The sequence below is a fragment of the Streptomyces sp. NPDC047974 genome, assembly GCF_040653375.1.
In the GTDB taxonomy this organism is placed as follows: Bacteria; Actinomycetota; Actinomycetes; order Streptomycetales; family Streptomycetaceae; genus Streptomyces.
This window is the reverse complement of the sequence record NZ_JBEZNU010000002.1, coordinates 306746-320612: the sequence shown is the minus strand read 5'-3', so window position 1 is coordinate 320612 and position 13867 is coordinate 306746. Positions and strand designations below refer to the sequence as shown.

At 73.4% G+C, this 13867-nt stretch carries 11 protein-coding genes; 9 read left to right on the top strand and 2 right to left on the bottom strand.

Features of this window, described 5'->3' with window-relative positions; genetic code table 11:
- The first annotated feature begins 200 nt into the window (after positions 1–200).
- From AB0E19_RS04610 to AB0E19_RS04580, 7 genes are all read left to right on the top strand, one after another.
- Complete coding sequence (locus AB0E19_RS04610) at positions 201–1715, top strand: alpha-N-arabinofuranosidase (RefSeq protein ID WP_362173159.1); 1515 nt, start codon at positions 201–203, stop codon at positions 1713–1715.
- A gap of 161 nt (positions 1716–1876) precedes the next feature.
- Positions 1877–3166, top strand: coding sequence for an extracellular solute-binding protein (locus AB0E19_RS04605; protein ID WP_362173156.1), 1290 nt, complete (start codon positions 1877–1879; stop codon positions 3164–3166).
- 11 nt (positions 3167–3177) lie between these two features.
- Positions 3178–4200: a sugar ABC transporter permease gene (locus AB0E19_RS04600; protein WP_362173152.1), complete on the top strand. Its 1023-nt coding sequence runs from the start codon at positions 3178–3180 to the stop codon at positions 4198–4200.
- Complete coding sequence (locus AB0E19_RS04595) at positions 4197–5054, top strand: carbohydrate ABC transporter permease (RefSeq protein WP_362173149.1); 858 nt, start codon at positions 4197–4199, stop codon at positions 5052–5054. Before AB0E19_RS04600 ends, AB0E19_RS04595 begins: the two co-directional genes overlap by 4 nt.
- Entirely contained in the window at positions 5051–5653 is a 603-nt protein-coding gene (locus tag AB0E19_RS04590) for a hypothetical protein (RefSeq protein WP_362173146.1), read from the top strand. The genes AB0E19_RS04595 and AB0E19_RS04590 overlap by 4 nt, the downstream gene beginning before the upstream one ends.
- A 311-nt stretch (positions 5654–5964) precedes the next feature.
- On the top strand, positions 5965–8697 hold the full coding sequence (locus AB0E19_RS04585) for a Tat pathway signal sequence domain protein (RefSeq protein ID WP_362173139.1): 2733 nt from the start codon (positions 5965–5967) through the stop codon (positions 8695–8697).
- Positions 8698–8714: 17 nt separating this feature from the next.
- Positions 8715–9788: a rhamnogalacturonan acetylesterase gene (locus AB0E19_RS04580; protein WP_362173136.1), complete on the top strand. Its 1074-nt coding sequence runs from the start codon at positions 8715–8717 to the stop codon at positions 9786–9788.
- 24 nt (positions 9789–9812) lie between these two features.
- On the opposite strand, the gene AB0E19_RS04575 is transcribed toward AB0E19_RS04580, so the two are convergent.
- Together AB0E19_RS04575 and AB0E19_RS04570 are read right to left on the bottom strand one after the other, a co-directional pair.
- A complete protein-coding gene (locus tag AB0E19_RS04575) occupies positions 9813–10673 on the bottom strand; it encodes an ABC transporter permease (RefSeq protein ID WP_362173133.1) in 861 nt (286 codons plus the stop codon).
- The gene (locus AB0E19_RS04570; protein WP_362173130.1) at positions 10670–11665 is read right to left on the bottom strand and encodes an ATP-binding cassette domain-containing protein; all 996 of its coding nucleotides are present in this window, start codon (positions 11663–11665) and stop codon (positions 10670–10672) included. The genes AB0E19_RS04575 and AB0E19_RS04570 overlap by 4 nt, the downstream gene beginning before the upstream one ends.
- Positions 11666–11797: 132 nt before the next feature.
- On the opposite strand from AB0E19_RS04570, the gene AB0E19_RS04565 reads away from it, so the two are divergent.
- A complete protein-coding gene (locus AB0E19_RS04565) occupies positions 11798–12991 on the top strand; it encodes a sensor histidine kinase (protein ID WP_362173127.1) in 1194 nt (397 codons plus the stop codon).
- Positions 12988–13659, top strand: coding sequence for a response regulator transcription factor (locus AB0E19_RS04560; RefSeq protein WP_362173124.1), 672 nt, complete (start codon positions 12988–12990; stop codon positions 13657–13659). The genes AB0E19_RS04565 and AB0E19_RS04560 overlap by 4 nt, the downstream gene beginning before the upstream one ends.
- Positions 13660–13867 lie beyond the last annotated feature (208 nt).

Here is a 13867-nt window from a genome sequence, read left to right as displayed (position 1 = left end):
CTCCTGGATCAGGCGTTTGGGATCCCGGATCCGAGCTCGTGGATCCGATCTATGGGATCCGATCCCCCGGATCCCGGATCCCGGAGGTTGGATCCAGGATCCAGACCGCCGGTGATCCATTGACCCCACGCCGACCCCCCTCTTACGTTCTCGTTCGGACATGCGGCCGTTGGCCGAAATCTCGAACGAGAGGATTCTCCGTGTCACTTCCCGAGCGCACCGCCCGCTTCACCCTCGACCCCGACTTCACCGTCGGCCCCGTCGACCCCCGCCTCTTCGGCTCCTTCGTCGAGCACCTCGGGCGCTGTGTCTACACCGGCGTGTACGAGCCCGGCCACCCCGCCGCCGCCGCCGACGGCCTGCGCACCGACGTCCTCGACCTCGTGCGCGAGCTGGGGGTGACGGCCGTCCGCTACCCCGGCGGGAACTTCGTCTCGGGGTACCGGTGGGAGGACGGTGTGGGGCCGGCCGAGGAGCGGCCGCGGCGGCTGGACGTCGCCTGGCGGTCGACCGAGTCGAACCGGTTCGGGCTGAGCGAGTTCATGGGGTTCCTGCGGAAGCTGGGGCCGCAGGCCGAGCCGATGATGGCCGTGAACCTCGGCACCCGGGGCATCGCGGAGGCGATGGACCTCGTCGAGTACGCCAACCACCCCGGCGGCACGGCCCTCTCCGACCTGCGGGTGAGCCACGGCGACAAGGACCCGTTCGGCATCCGCCTGTGGTGCCTGGGGAACGAGATGGACGGCACCTGGCAGACGGGGCAGAAGACCGCCGAGGAGTACGGCCGGCTCGCCGCCCAGACGGCCCGCGCGCTGCGCCAGATCGACCCGGACCTGGAACTCGTCGCCTGCGGCAGCTCCGCCCGTGACCTGCCGACCTTCGCGGCCTGGGAGGCGACGGTGCTGGCGGAGACGTACGAGGTGGTCGACCACGTCTCGCTGCACGCCTACTACGAGGAGACGGACGGCGACCGGGACTCCTTCCTCGCCTCCGCCGTCCACATGGAGGCGTTCATCGAGGAGGTCGTCGCCACCTGCGACCACGTGGCCGCGCGGCTGAAGTCGGAGAAGCGGCTCACGCTCTCGTTCGACGAGTGGAACGTCTGGTACCAGCGCCGTCCCAACCCGCACCCCTTCGACGACTGGCAGGAGGCGCCGCGGCTCCTGGAGGACGTCTACACGGTCACCGACGCGGTCGTCTTCGGCTCGCTCGTCATCACGCTGCTGCGGCACGCCGACCGGATCGCCGTGGCCTGCCTGGCCCAGCTCGTGAACGTGATCGCGCCGATCATGACCGAGCCCGGCGGGCCCGCGTGGCGGCAGACGACCTTCTATCCGTTCGCCCAGGCCGCGCGGTACGGACGCGGGACCGTGCTCGACGTGCGGCCGGTCTCGCCGGCGTACCGCACCGAGAAGTACGGCGAGGTGCCGCTGCTGCACGCGACCGCCGTGCGGGCGGAGGACGGGAGCGTGACGGTCTTCGCGGTCAACCGCGACCGGCACCGGGCGCTGCCGCTCGACGTGACGCTGCGCGGCTTCGGCCTGGCCGAGGTGGTGGAGCACAGCGCGCTCGCCGACGCCGATCCGGAGGCCCGCAACACCCTGGCCGCGCCCGACCGGGTGGTGCCCCACGCGGTGGCCGGCACGGAGCTCGTGGGCGGGGTCCTGAGGGCGGTCCTGGAGCCGATGTCCTGGAACGTCATCCGGCTGGCCTGACCGGCCCCTCTTTGAATCCTTTCACTGTGGTGGGGTGCGCCCGGGGTTCGAAGCGCTTCGAAAGATCCTGTCCGAAGCGTTGACGTGGCTGACGGGCAACCCTACGGTGACCCAGCAAGCGCTTTCCTGAAACGTTCTAATCACGCGCGGGAGGACGAACTGTGCGTACTCATGGCACTGTCGACCGTCGGAGTCTGCTGAAGATCACGGGTGGCTCGGTGGCGGCACTCGGCCTGACCGCGGCGGGCTGCGGAGGCGGCTCCGACTCCGCCGGCGGCGACGGAACCGTCACCATCCGGTACACCTGGTGGGGTTCCGACGACCGCGCCAAGCGGATCAACCAGTCGATCGCCCTCTTCGAGAAGAAGTACCCGAAGATCAAGGTGAAGACCGACTTCCAGCCGTACGCCGACTTCTGGAAGAAGTTCAACACCCAGGCGTCCGGCGGCAACACGCCCGACGTCTTCCAGAACGCCATCGGCTTCCTGCGCAAGTACGACGCCAAGAACGTCCTCCTCGACCTGCGCGAGCAGGTCGAGGCCGGGAACCTCCGCCTGGAGGGCTTCCGGGCCGGCCTGGAGAAGTTCGGAGAGGTCGACGGCAAGCTCGTCGGCGTCCCCGTCGGCTCCAACTCGATGGCCCTCGTCGTCGACGAGACCGTCTTCGCCAAGGCCAAGGTCACCCCCAAGCCCGGCTGGACCTGGGACGAGTACCACGACGCCCTGGCGAGGATCCAGGAGACGGCCGGCCGGGCCGGCGACGCCGGACCCTACGGGATCATGTACCTGTACGACCTGTTCCTGCGCCAGCAGGGCAAGGCCTTCTTCACCGCCTCCGGACTCGGCTTCACCGAGGCCGATCTGACGGACTGGTGGAACAAGGCCGCCGAACGCGTGAAGTCCGGCGTCTACGCCGACCCGAAGAAGACCATCCAGGCCAAGCCGAAGTCGGCGGTCACCGCCGAACTCGCCGGCTGCGAGTTCACCTGGGACAACTTCACCGTCCGCTACGCCTCCGAGGGCAAGAGCCGGTACGGCCTCGCGCCCATCCCCACCACCGACGGCAAGCGCACCGGCCAGTACCTCGGCTCGCTCATGCTCAGCGCCTCCAAGCGCACCAAGCACCCCAAGGAAGTCGCCCAGTTCATCGACTTCATGGTCCACGACCCCGAGGTCGGCGCGATCATGGGCTACGACCGCGGCGTCCCCGCCACGGAGGCGCAGAACGCGGCCTACGTCCCCACCGACGAGGTCGGCAAGCAGATCGCCGCGTACGAGAAGCAGCTCGTCGAGAGCCGTGTCCTGGAGCCGATCACCCCGCACCCGGCCGGCGCCGACGTCTGCGAGGCGGCCTTCCTGCGCCTGTCCGAGGAGATGTCCCTCGGCACCCGGACCGTCGCCGACGCGGTGAAGCAGTACTTCACCGAGGCGAAGACGGCCCTCTCGGCCTGATGGACGCCGCCGTGACCACCGCACCGAACCCCGCCGCGCCGGAGTCCCCGGCGGCGGCCCCGCCGGGGGAGGGGGCCGCGCCCGCGGTCCCCGCCCCCTCGGTCGGGCGCCCCCGCCGGACGGCGGGCCGCGCCCCCCGGCGCCGCAACGCCCGCGAGAACCTCGCCGGCTACCTCTTCATGTCCCCCTGGATCACCGGCTTCCTGCTGCTGACCGCGGGGCCCATGGCCGTCTCGCTCTACTTCGCCTTCACCGACTACAACCTCTTCGATGCCCCCCGCTGGATCGGGCTCGACAACTTCACCGAGATGTTCGGCGACCCCCGCTGGCGCACCTCCGTCGAGGTCACCGGCTGGTACGTGGTCCTCGGCACCCCGCTGAAGCTGGCCGCCGCCCTCGGCGTCGCCCTCCTCCTCAACCAGAGCCGGCGCGGACAGGGCTTCTACCGGGCCGCGTTCTACGCCCCCTCGCTCATCGGCGCCAGCGTCTCCATCGCCATCGTCTGGCGCGCCCTCTTCGCCGACAACGCGCCCGTCGACCGGGCCCAGCAGCTGATCGGCCTCGACCCGGGCGGCTGGATCGGCGACCCCGACAAGATCATCTACGCTCTGGTGGCGCTCACCGTCTGGCAGTTCGGCGCTCCCATGGTCATCTTCCTCGCCGGGCTCAAGCAGGTGCCCCGCGAGCTGTACGAGGCCGCGCAGATGGACGGCGCCGGACCGTGGCGCAGGTTCTGGAGCATCACCCTGCCGATGATCTCCCCGGTGCTCTTCTTCAACGTGCTCCTGGAGACCATCCACTCCTTCCAGATCTTCGGCTCCGCCTACATCATCGGAAGCCAGGGCAACGCCTGCGGTCCGGCCGACGGCACCCTCGTCTACACCTGCTACCTCTACGTCCAGGGCTTCGAGAACAGCCGGATGGGCCTCGCCTCCGCCATGGCCTGGATGCTGCTGCTCGCCGTCGGCCTGGTCACGGCGGTCCTGTTCTGGTCCCAGCGGCGCTGGGTGCACTACGAGGAGGGGGGCCGATGAGCCTCGTCCGTACCGGAGCGCGGGGCTTCCGTGCCGGGTCTCTCGCCTGGCACCTCGGCTCGCTGGCCGTCCTCGCGGTGGTGCTCTACCCGGTGATGTGGGTGATCGGCGGGTCGTTCAAGCCGAACGACGAGATCGTCGGCAGCCTGAACGTCCTGCCGACGGACCCCATCACCGACAACTACCGGCGGCTCGCCGACGGCATCGCCGACATCCCCATCTCCACCTTCTTCGGCAACTCGCTCTTCCTGGCCCTCGCTTCGGTCGTCGGCGTGCTGGTCTCCAGCTCGCTCGCCGCCTACGCCTTCGCCAAGATCGGCTTCGCCGGCCGCAATCTGCTCTTCACGCTGATGATCGGCACCCTGCTGCTGCCGTACCACGTGCTGCTCATCCCGCAGTACGTGCTCTTCCAGAAGCTCGAACTCATCAACACGTACACGCCGTTGCTGCTCGGCAAGTACCTCGCCACGGATGCCTTCTTCGTCTTCCTGATGGTGCAGTTCATGCGCGGGCTGCCGAAGGAGCTGGACGAGGCGGCCCGGCTCGACGGGTGCGGGCACCTGCGGACGTACTGGTCGATCGTGCTGCCGCTGTGCCGGCCGGCGCTGATCACCAGCGCGATCTTCACCTTCATCAACGCGTGGAACGACTTCATGGGCCCGCTGATCTACCTCAACGAACCCGAGAAGTACACCGTGTCGCTGGGCCTCAAGATGTTCGTCGACCAGGACGGCGTCGCCAACTACGGCGGCATGATCGCGATGTCGCTGGTGGCGCTGCTGCCCGTGGTCGCCTTCTTCCTCGCCTTCCAGCGGTACCTGATCGACGGCATGGCCACCTCGGGGCTCAAGTGACCACCGCCGGCGCCCCGGTGCGCGGCGCGCGCTTCCTCGCTCGCTTCGCCGTCTTCGCCGAGTGCCTGCTGACGGGGGTGTGGATCGCCGTCGCCGCGCTCCCGCTCGTCACCCTGCCGGCGGCGCTCGCCGCCGGCGCCGGGCACCTGCGGCGCACCGTCGAGGACCAGGAGACCGGGCTGCGCTCCTTCGCCGCCGAGCTGCGCGGCGCCCTGCGGGGCGGCGGCTGGGCGGTGGGCCTGGCCTGGTGGGCGGCGCTCGCCCTGGTCGGGGCCGACCTCGCGCTCGTACGGGCGCTGCCGGTGCCCGGCGGGCGCGCGGCCGGGGCCCTCGCGATCCTCGCGGTGCTCTGGGCGACCGTCACCGTGCTCCGGGCGGCCACCGCCTGGCGGCCGGGCGCGACCTGGCGGGCGCTGCTCCCGGGCGCCTGGCGCCGCTCGCTGCGGGACCCGACCGGCTCCCTGCTCGTCGTCTGCGGCCTGGCGGTCGTCGCCGCCTCCGCCTGGTTCTCCGCCCCGCTGGCGCTGCCCGCCCTGGGCCTCCTGGTCGCCGGGGCCCTCGCCGCCGAGCGCCGTACGGGCGCCCCCGCGGCCGTCTGACCCCCTTGCCCCTCTCCGGGGCGGGGGCTCCCGGGCCGGGACCGCCGCGCCGGGCGGCGCGGGCCCGCCGGCCCGCGGGACCGCGCGCCCGGCTCCGTACCCACGTGCACATGTACCCCACGTGCGCAGACACTCACGTGCGCAGACACCCACGTGCACACGCACCCCGTGTGCCTACGCGTCCCACGCGCACGCGTACCCGCGTACCTCCCCCTATCCCCGCACCCCCGCACCCCCGCGCCTCCTCCGCGCCTCCTCCGCTCCTCCCCTCCCTCGGGCGTGCCGCAGGCGTGCCCTCGAAAGGAGTCCACGTGTCCTCGATACCTCGTCGTTCCCTCCTCAAGGCGGCGGCCGTCGCCGGTGCCGCCGCCCAGTTCAGCTGGGCGCTCGGGCGGAGCGAGGCGCAGGCCGCGCCCGCCGCCGAGCCGGCCGCCGAGGAGCGGCCCGCGAGCATCACCTGGCTGGAGCCGGGCGGGCTCGGGGCCGCCGGCGGGTCGACCTTCGGGGTCGCCTGGCCGAAGGGCGTGCACCCGGGGGACCGGGAGTTCGCGCTCACCACCGCCGACGGGGCCCCCGTGCCCGTACAGACGTGGACGACCGCCCGCTGGCCCGACGGGTCGCTGAAGTGGACCGCGCACGCGGTGGGGCCCGAGGCGGCCGGGGCCGAGCGGTACGCGCTCGCGCCCGGTGCGCCCGCGGCCGGCGCGCGGCAGGTCGCCGTCACCGAGACCGACCGCAGGATCACCGTCGACACCGGTGTCGTCAAGGCCGTGCTGTGGAAGGACGGCGGCAAGCTCGTCGAGTCCCTCACCCGCGACGGAGTGAGGATCGCCACCGACGGGCGGCTCGTGCTGCTGCGGCAGAGCGACCTCGACGACGGCGACCAGGGGAACGCCAAGTGGGAGCGGTTCGACGGCGAGATCTCCGGCGCCGTCGTCGAACAGGCCGGTCCCGTACGGGCCGTGGTCCGGATCGACGGCAAGCACCGCAAGGGAAGCCGGAGTTGGCTGCCGTTCTCCGTCCGGCTCTACTTCTACGCCGGCTCCGAGGCCCTCCGGATGATCCACACGATCACCTACGACGGCGACCAGAACAAGGACTTCATCCGCGGACTCGGCGTCCGCTTCACCGTCCCGATGCGCGACGCCTCCTACGACCGGCACGTCCGTCTCGCCGGCGAGGGCGCGGGCTTCCTCACCGAGGCCGTCCAGGGCATCACCGGTCTGCGCCGCGACCCCGGCGCCGCCGTCCGCGCCGCGCAGGTCAAGGGGGAGCGGCTGCCCGACCCGGCCACCTGGGACCAGCGGGTCACCAGCCGGCTGCAGTACATCCCCACGTGGGGCGACTACACGCTCTCGCAGCTCACCGCGGACGGGTTCGGCATCCGCAAGCGCACACAGGACGGTCACGGGTGGATCCCCGCCGGCGGCGGGCGGCGCGCCGGCGGATTCGGTTACGTCGGGGGCGTGAGCGGTGGCCTCTCCTTCGGGCTGCGGGACTTCTGGCAGAAGCACCCCGCGCAGCTCGACGTCCGGGGCGCGGCGGGCGACGAGGCCGAGGTCACCCTCTGGCTCTGGTCGCCCGAGGCACAGCCCATGGACCTGCGCTTCTACCACGACGGCATGGGTCAGGACACCTTCCCCGAGCAGCTCGAAGGCCTCAACATCACCTACGAGGACTACGAGCCCGGCTTCGGGACCCCCTACGGCATCGCCCGCACCAGCGAGCTGATGTTCTGGGCCAACGCCGCCACCCCGACCGCGAGCGCCCTCGTCGCCCAGGCCGCCGCCGTCCGCGTCCCGCCGCAGCTCGCCGCGAGCCCCGAGGACCTGGTCCGGGCCCGCGTCTTCGGCGGACTGTTCTCGCCGGTCGACCGCTCCACCCCCGCGAAGGCGCGGATCGAGGACCGGCTCGACTACCTCTTCGCCTACTACAAGGACCAGGCCGAACAGCGCCGTTGGTACGGCTTCTGGGATTACGGCGACATCATGCACACGTACGACGAGGACCGGCACCAGTGGCGGTACGACGTCGGCGGCTACGCCTGGGACAACTCCGAGCTCTCGCCCGACCTGTGGCTCTGGTACGCCTACCTGCGCTCCGGCCGCTCCGACGTCTTCCGCTTCGCCGAGGCCATGACCCGGCACACCGGCGAGGTCGACGTCTACCACCTGGGCCAGTGGGCCGGGCTCGGCACTCGCCACGGCGTCCAGCACTTCGCGTGCAGCGCCAAGCAGCAGCGGATCTCGACCGCCGTCTACCGTCGGCCCTACTACTTCCTCACCGCCGACGAGCGCGTCGGCGACCTCATGCACGACCTGGTCGACTCCGACGAGACCTTCCTCGTCCTCGACCCCATCCGCAAGATCCGCACCGAGCCCTACACCCCCGACCGCCACGCCCTCTCCATCGGCTTCGGCACCGACTGGAGCGGTCTCGCCGCCGCCTGGCTCACCGAGTGGGAGCGCGGCGGGCCCAAGGCGGCGAAGGCGGAGGCGCGGCTGCGCTCCACCATGGAGACCATCGCCGCCCAGCCGAACGGCTTCGTGCAGGGCACGGGCCTCTACGACCTCGACACCGGCCGCTTCGCGGTCGCCGAGCAGCCCGTCGTCGGCGTCTCCCACCTCTCCGCCATGTTCGGCCTCGTCGAGATGTGCGCGGAGCTCATCGACCTCGTCGACATGCCGGACTTCAGGTCCGCCTGGCTCGACTACTGCCGCTACTTCAACGCCTCCAAGACCGAACAGGCCGCCCGCTACGGCAAGAACTTCGGCACCCTCCTCCTCTTCCAGGGCCACTCCCGCCAGGACGCCTACGCCGCCGCCCAGCTGAACGACGCCCAGCTCGCCCAGCGCGCCTGGGCCAGGTTCGACAAGAGCGACGGCTACACGTCCGCGATGGTCTGGGACAAGACCCCCGTCCAGGGGCCGGCGGCCCTCGAACCCGGCTACGAACACCTCTGGATCAGCACCAACACCACCGCCCTCTACGGCCTCGCCGCCATCCAGAACCTCGCCCTCGTCGGCGACCACCTCCCCAAGTGACGGACAGGAGAAGCCCGATGAAGAGGACCGTGGTCCTCGCGGCGAGCCTGCTCGCGCTCCTCGCCGCCACCGCACCCGCCACCGCCCACGCCGCCACCCCGTACGGCCAGGGCCTCGACCACTGCACCCCGGCCGCCGAAACCGGCGCCCTCGCCTGCCACTTCGACCTGCCGCCCGGCACGTACGACGTCACCGTCACCCTCGGCGGCGACACCGCGGGGGCGACCGCGATCAGCGGCGAGACCCGGCGCGCCCTGCTCGCCGAGACCGCGACCGGGGCCGGCGAACGCGTCCGCCGCTCCTTCACCGTCGACGTCCGCGACCCCGAGGGCGAGCCCACCGGCGCCACCGGCACTCCCGGCCTCGACCTGCTGCTCGGCGGCGCCGCCCCGAGGGTGGAGGCCCTCCGGGTCACTCCCGCCCCCACGGCCACCCGCCTCTTCCTGATCGGCGACTCCACCGTCTGCGACCAGCCCGGCGACCCGTACACCGGCTGGGGCCAGCGGCTGCCCGTCCACCTGAAGCGGGGGGTGGCCGTCGCCAACCACGCCGACGGCGGCGAGAGCACCGTCACCTTCCTCGCGAACCCGGCCCTCTTCGACCGGGTGGAGGCCGCGATACGCCCCGGTGACCCGGTCCTGATCCAGCTCGCCCACAACGACAAGCAGACCGACGCCGCCGGCTACCGGGCCAACCTCACCACCCTGGTGGAGCGGGTGCGGGCCCGGGGCGGCGAGCCCGTCCTCGTCACCCCGATCGTCCGCCGCTGGTTCAACGCGGACGGCACCCTGGACAACGGCATCGCCCTGCTCGTCAACGGCCTCGGCGTCGACCACCCGGCCGAGATCCGGGCCCTCGCCACCGCCCTGGCCACCCCGCTGATCGACCTCACGGCCCTCACCAGGGCCCGCGTCGAACAGCTCGGCCCCGAGCCCTCCAAGGCGCTCTACCTGACGACCGAGAAGCGGGACAACACCCACACCTCGGTCCGCGGCGCCACCGAGTACGCGGCGCTCGTCGCCGCCGAGTTGAGGGCCCAGGGCCTGCTGCCCGAGCGGGCGCTCCGCCGGGGGACCGTCCGCCAGGGATAGTCCGGCCCCGGTGTCCGGGCCGGCTCAGACGTCGCGGTGGCGGACCGCCGCCACCGCGACGGCGAGCCCGGCCACGCCCCAGGCGCCGAGGACCGTCCACGCCTCCGCCACCGTCGCCGGGTACTTCTCCATGACCGGCAGCGCCGGGTCGCGGACGAGCGTCGCCCAGGCGTCCAGGGGCAGCAGATGGCCCGTCTCCCTGACCCAGCGGTACGTGTCGCCCTGGAACAGCGCGGGCAGCAGCACGAGCACGCCGATCACCGTGACGGCGGCCCCGGCCGCGTGGCGCACCAGCGCGCCCGACGCCATGCCCACGAGCCCGCACACCGGCGCGAGCAGCGCGGACGCGGCGACGGCCCGCGCCGCGCCCGGATCCGACAGCGACAGCCCGCCGTGGTCCCGCAGCAGCGCCTGCGTCGCCGCGAACGACGCCAGGGCCACACCGGCGCCGAAGACCAGCAGCACCGCCGTCACCACGACCGCCTTCGCCGCGACGACCGACCGCCGGTCCGGCACGGCGGCGAACGTGGTGCGCGCCAGGCCCGTCGCGTACTCGCCGGACAGCGCGGCCGCGCCGAGGCAGGCGGCGAGCACCATCAGCAACTGCCAGGCGGGATCGACGAACGCGGTCCCGAGCGCGTCGAACGCGAAGGGAGCGGGGTCGGGCGCGCCGTCCCGTCCCGGGCGCGGACCCCGGTCGAGCCGGTCGGCGTTCGACCGGGCCGCGTTGACGCAGATCCCGGTCACCACGAGGCCGCCCAGGCCGAGGGCGTACGGGGTCGAGCGCAGCGACCACAGTTTGATCCACTCCGAGCGGAGCAGGTGGCGGAAGAGCGCCCGGACCGGCGGCGGGGCGAGGTGGCGGACGGGGGCGGTGGCGCTCATCGGGCGGACTCCTCACGGCGGGACACGGGCGGTACGCGCGGGGGAGCGGCCGGGTGTTCCGGGTGTCCGGTCCCCGGCCCGGCGGGCTGCGCGGCACCGAACTCGACCCGGTCGGCGGTCAGTTCCAGGAACACCTTCTCCAGTGAGGCCGTCGTGGCGGTCAGTGCGTGCAGCCGTACGCGGTGCGCGTGCGCGAGGTCGCCGACGCGTTCGGCGCCCACGCCGGTCACCGTCCAGGCGCCGTCATCCGCCTCCCGGAGCACCGCTCCGGGTTCGGCCCGCAGCGCGTCGGCGAGGGCCGACGGGTCCGGGGTGCGGACCGTGACGGTCGTGCCCCCGCCCCGCGCGGCGAAGACGGCGAGCGGCTCGGCCGCGACCACCCGGCCCCGGCCCACCACGAGCAGGTCGTCGGCGGTGTGCTCCATCTCGCCCATGAGGTGGCTGGAGACCAGGACCGCCCGGCCCTCCGCGGCCAGCGACCGGAACAGGCCGCGCACCCACCGCACGCCCTCCGGATCGAGGCCGTTGAGCGGCTCGTCGAAGAGGAGGACCGGAGGGTCGCCGAGGAGCGCGGCGGCGATCCCGAGCCGCTGCTTCATGCCCAGGGAGAAGCCGCCGATCCGCCGGCCGGCCGCCGCGGCGAGACCCACGGACCCGAGGACCTCCTCGACCCTGCGGGCCGGAAGCCCGTTGCCGTGGGCCAGCGCGCAGAGGTGGGCGCGGGCGGTGCGGCCCCCGTGCACGTCGTGGGCGTCGAGGAGGGCGCCGACGTGCCGGAGGCCGCGCGGCCGGTCGCGGAACGGCCGCCCGTCGACCGTCACCGTGCCGGAGGTCGGCGTCGTGAGACCGAGGATCATGCGCAGGGTGGTGGACTTGCCCGCCCCGTTGGGTCCGAGGAAGCCGGTCACACGGCCCGGCCGGACGGTGAAGGACAGCCGGTCGACCGCGGTGACGGGGCCATAGCGTCTGGTGAGTGCGTTCGCTTCGATCACGCCGTCCACGCTGCCCCCGGACCGCCCCTCCCCGCATCGGCCGGCGGGCGCGCTCCAGGGCCCGCCGTGCCGCCCACGGGCGTAAGCCCCCGGGCCGATGCGCCGTCCCCGGGCGCTTCCTAGGATTCCCGCATGACCGTTCCCCCGGCCGTGACCCGCGCGCTCACCTGGGTCGCCGCCCTCGCCTACCTGGCGGTGCCGACCGTCGTGGTCCTGCACACCGCGGAGCCCACCGGGATCCGCCTGGCGCTCCCCGTGCTGTCGGCGGCCCTGGTCGTGCCGCTCTTCCCGCGCCACCCGGGGACCGCGCTCGGCGTGCTGCTCGCCGGTTCGGCCCCGGCCGCGATCGCCGCCTCCTCGCGGATCGCCGCCGTGTACTCGCCCGGCACGACCGCCGGCTGGCAGCTCGGCCAGGCGCAGGCGCTCCTCGCCGCCCTCGGCGTGGCGTACGTGGCCGCCACCCGCCGGCCCCGCGCCGCCGCCGCGGCGGCCGCCGCGACCCTCGCCGTCCAGGCCCTCTCCCTGGTGTTCGCGCGCACGGGCGCGGACACGCACGTCTCGCACCTCGTCGTCCTCGGGCTCACCACCGCGCTGGCGTGGACGGGCGGGCACCTGCTGCGCGAGCGGCGCCGGCACGCCCGGGAGCTGCGGTCCAGGGAGGCGGCCGAGGCCGTCACGGCGGAACGGCTCCGCATCGCCCGCGAGCTGCACGACATGGTGGCCCACAGCATCGGCGTCATCACCATCCAGGCCGGTGTCGGCCGCCGGGTCGCCGGGGCACGGCCGGAGGAGGCCCACCGGGCGCTCGCCGCCATCGAGAGCACCGGGAAGGACACCCTGGCCGGGCTGCGCCGGATGCTCGTCGCCCTCCGCGCGGACGACCCCGAGGCCGCGCCGCGCGAACCCGCGCCCGGCCTCGCGGACCTCGACCGGCTCGTCGCGGCGACCGCCGACGCGGGCGTGCGCGTCGGCCTGGAGCGGCGCGGCACGCCCCGTGGGCTCCCGCCGGACGTGGAACTCGCCGTGTACCGGATCGTGCAGGAAGGAGTCACCAACGTGGTGCGGCACGCGCACACCGACGCCTGCCGGGTCGTCGTCGACCTGAGCGGTGACGCGGTCGGCGTCGAGATCACGGACGACGGCCCCGGCCTCCCGGCCCGGAGCGGCGGCCGCGGGGACGGCCGGCAGGGGTCCGGCGCCGGCTACGGCATCACCGGCATGCGCGAGCGGGCCGCGCTCCTGCGCGGCGAGTTCACGGCCGGACCGAGGCCGGGCGGCGGGTTCCGCGTCGCGGCCCGCCTGCCCGTCCCGGAGGAGGCCCGGTGACGGCCGCCCCGGTCCGGCTCCTCCTCGTCGACGACCAGCCCCTCATCCGGGCGGGCCTGCGCCTGCTCGCCGCCGAGACGCCCGACCTCGACGTGGTCGGCGAGGCCGCCGACGGCGCCGAGGCGGTCGCCCTGGCCGAGCGGACCCGGCCCGACGTGGTGCTGATGGACGTACGGATGCCGGGCATGGACGGCATCGAGGCGACCCGGCTCATCTCCGAGGGCCCCAGCGGCGCCCGGGTGCTGGTCCTCACCACCTTCGACGACGACGAGAACGTGTACGGGGCGCTGCGCGCCGGAGCGTGCGGCTTCCTCGTCAAGGACATGGACCTCGACGACATCCTGGGCGCCGTCCGGGTGGTCGCGGGCGGGGACGCGCTGATCGCCCCGGCCGTGACGACCCGCCTGATCGCCGCCTTCGCCCGGCAGCCCGCCCCCGTCGTCCCCGCTGCCCGGCCCCTCCCGGAGGCCGTCACCGACCGCGAGCGGGAGGTGCTCACCCTGGTGGGGCGCGGACTGTCCAACCACGAGATCGCCGGGGAGCTCTTCATCAGCCCGGCCACCGCCAAGGCCCACGTGGCCCGGCTGCTCGGCCGGCTCGCCGCCCGCGACCGCGTCCACCTGGTGATTCTCGCGTACGAGTTCGGGCTCGTGGGCCCCGGCCGGTGAGCCGCGGGCGGCCGCAGGATGCCGCTGATCACCGCCGCCGTGCTCCGTCGCGGCGGCGCCATCGCCTTCCCGGGCGGAAACAGTCCAAGGACGTCCTCGACCCCTTCGACTACCGCGACCCCGTCGACCAGAGCCTCGACATCCTGCGCGCGGTCCTCGCGATCGCGGTGATCCGGCGGGTGACGTCCGGTCGGCCCGCCGGTCCGCT

Bases quoted from the DNA above. Each gene is read 5' to 3' on its own strand.
- AB0E19_RS04595 (WP_362173149.1), top strand. From the start codon at position 4,197: ATGAGCCTCGTCCGTACCGGAGCGCGGGGCTTCCGTGCCGGGTCTCTC.
- AB0E19_RS04580 (WP_362173136.1), top strand. From the start codon at position 8,715: ATGAAGAGGACCGTGGTCCTCGCGGCGAGCCTGCTCGCGCTCCTCGCC.
- AB0E19_RS04575 (WP_362173133.1), bottom strand. From the start codon at position 10,673: ATGAGCGCCACCGCCCCCGTCCGCCACCTCGCCCCGCCGCCGGTCCGG.
- AB0E19_RS04565 (WP_362173127.1), top strand. From the start codon at position 11,798: ATGACCGTTCCCCCGGCCGTGACCCGCGCGCTCACCTGGGTCGCCGCC.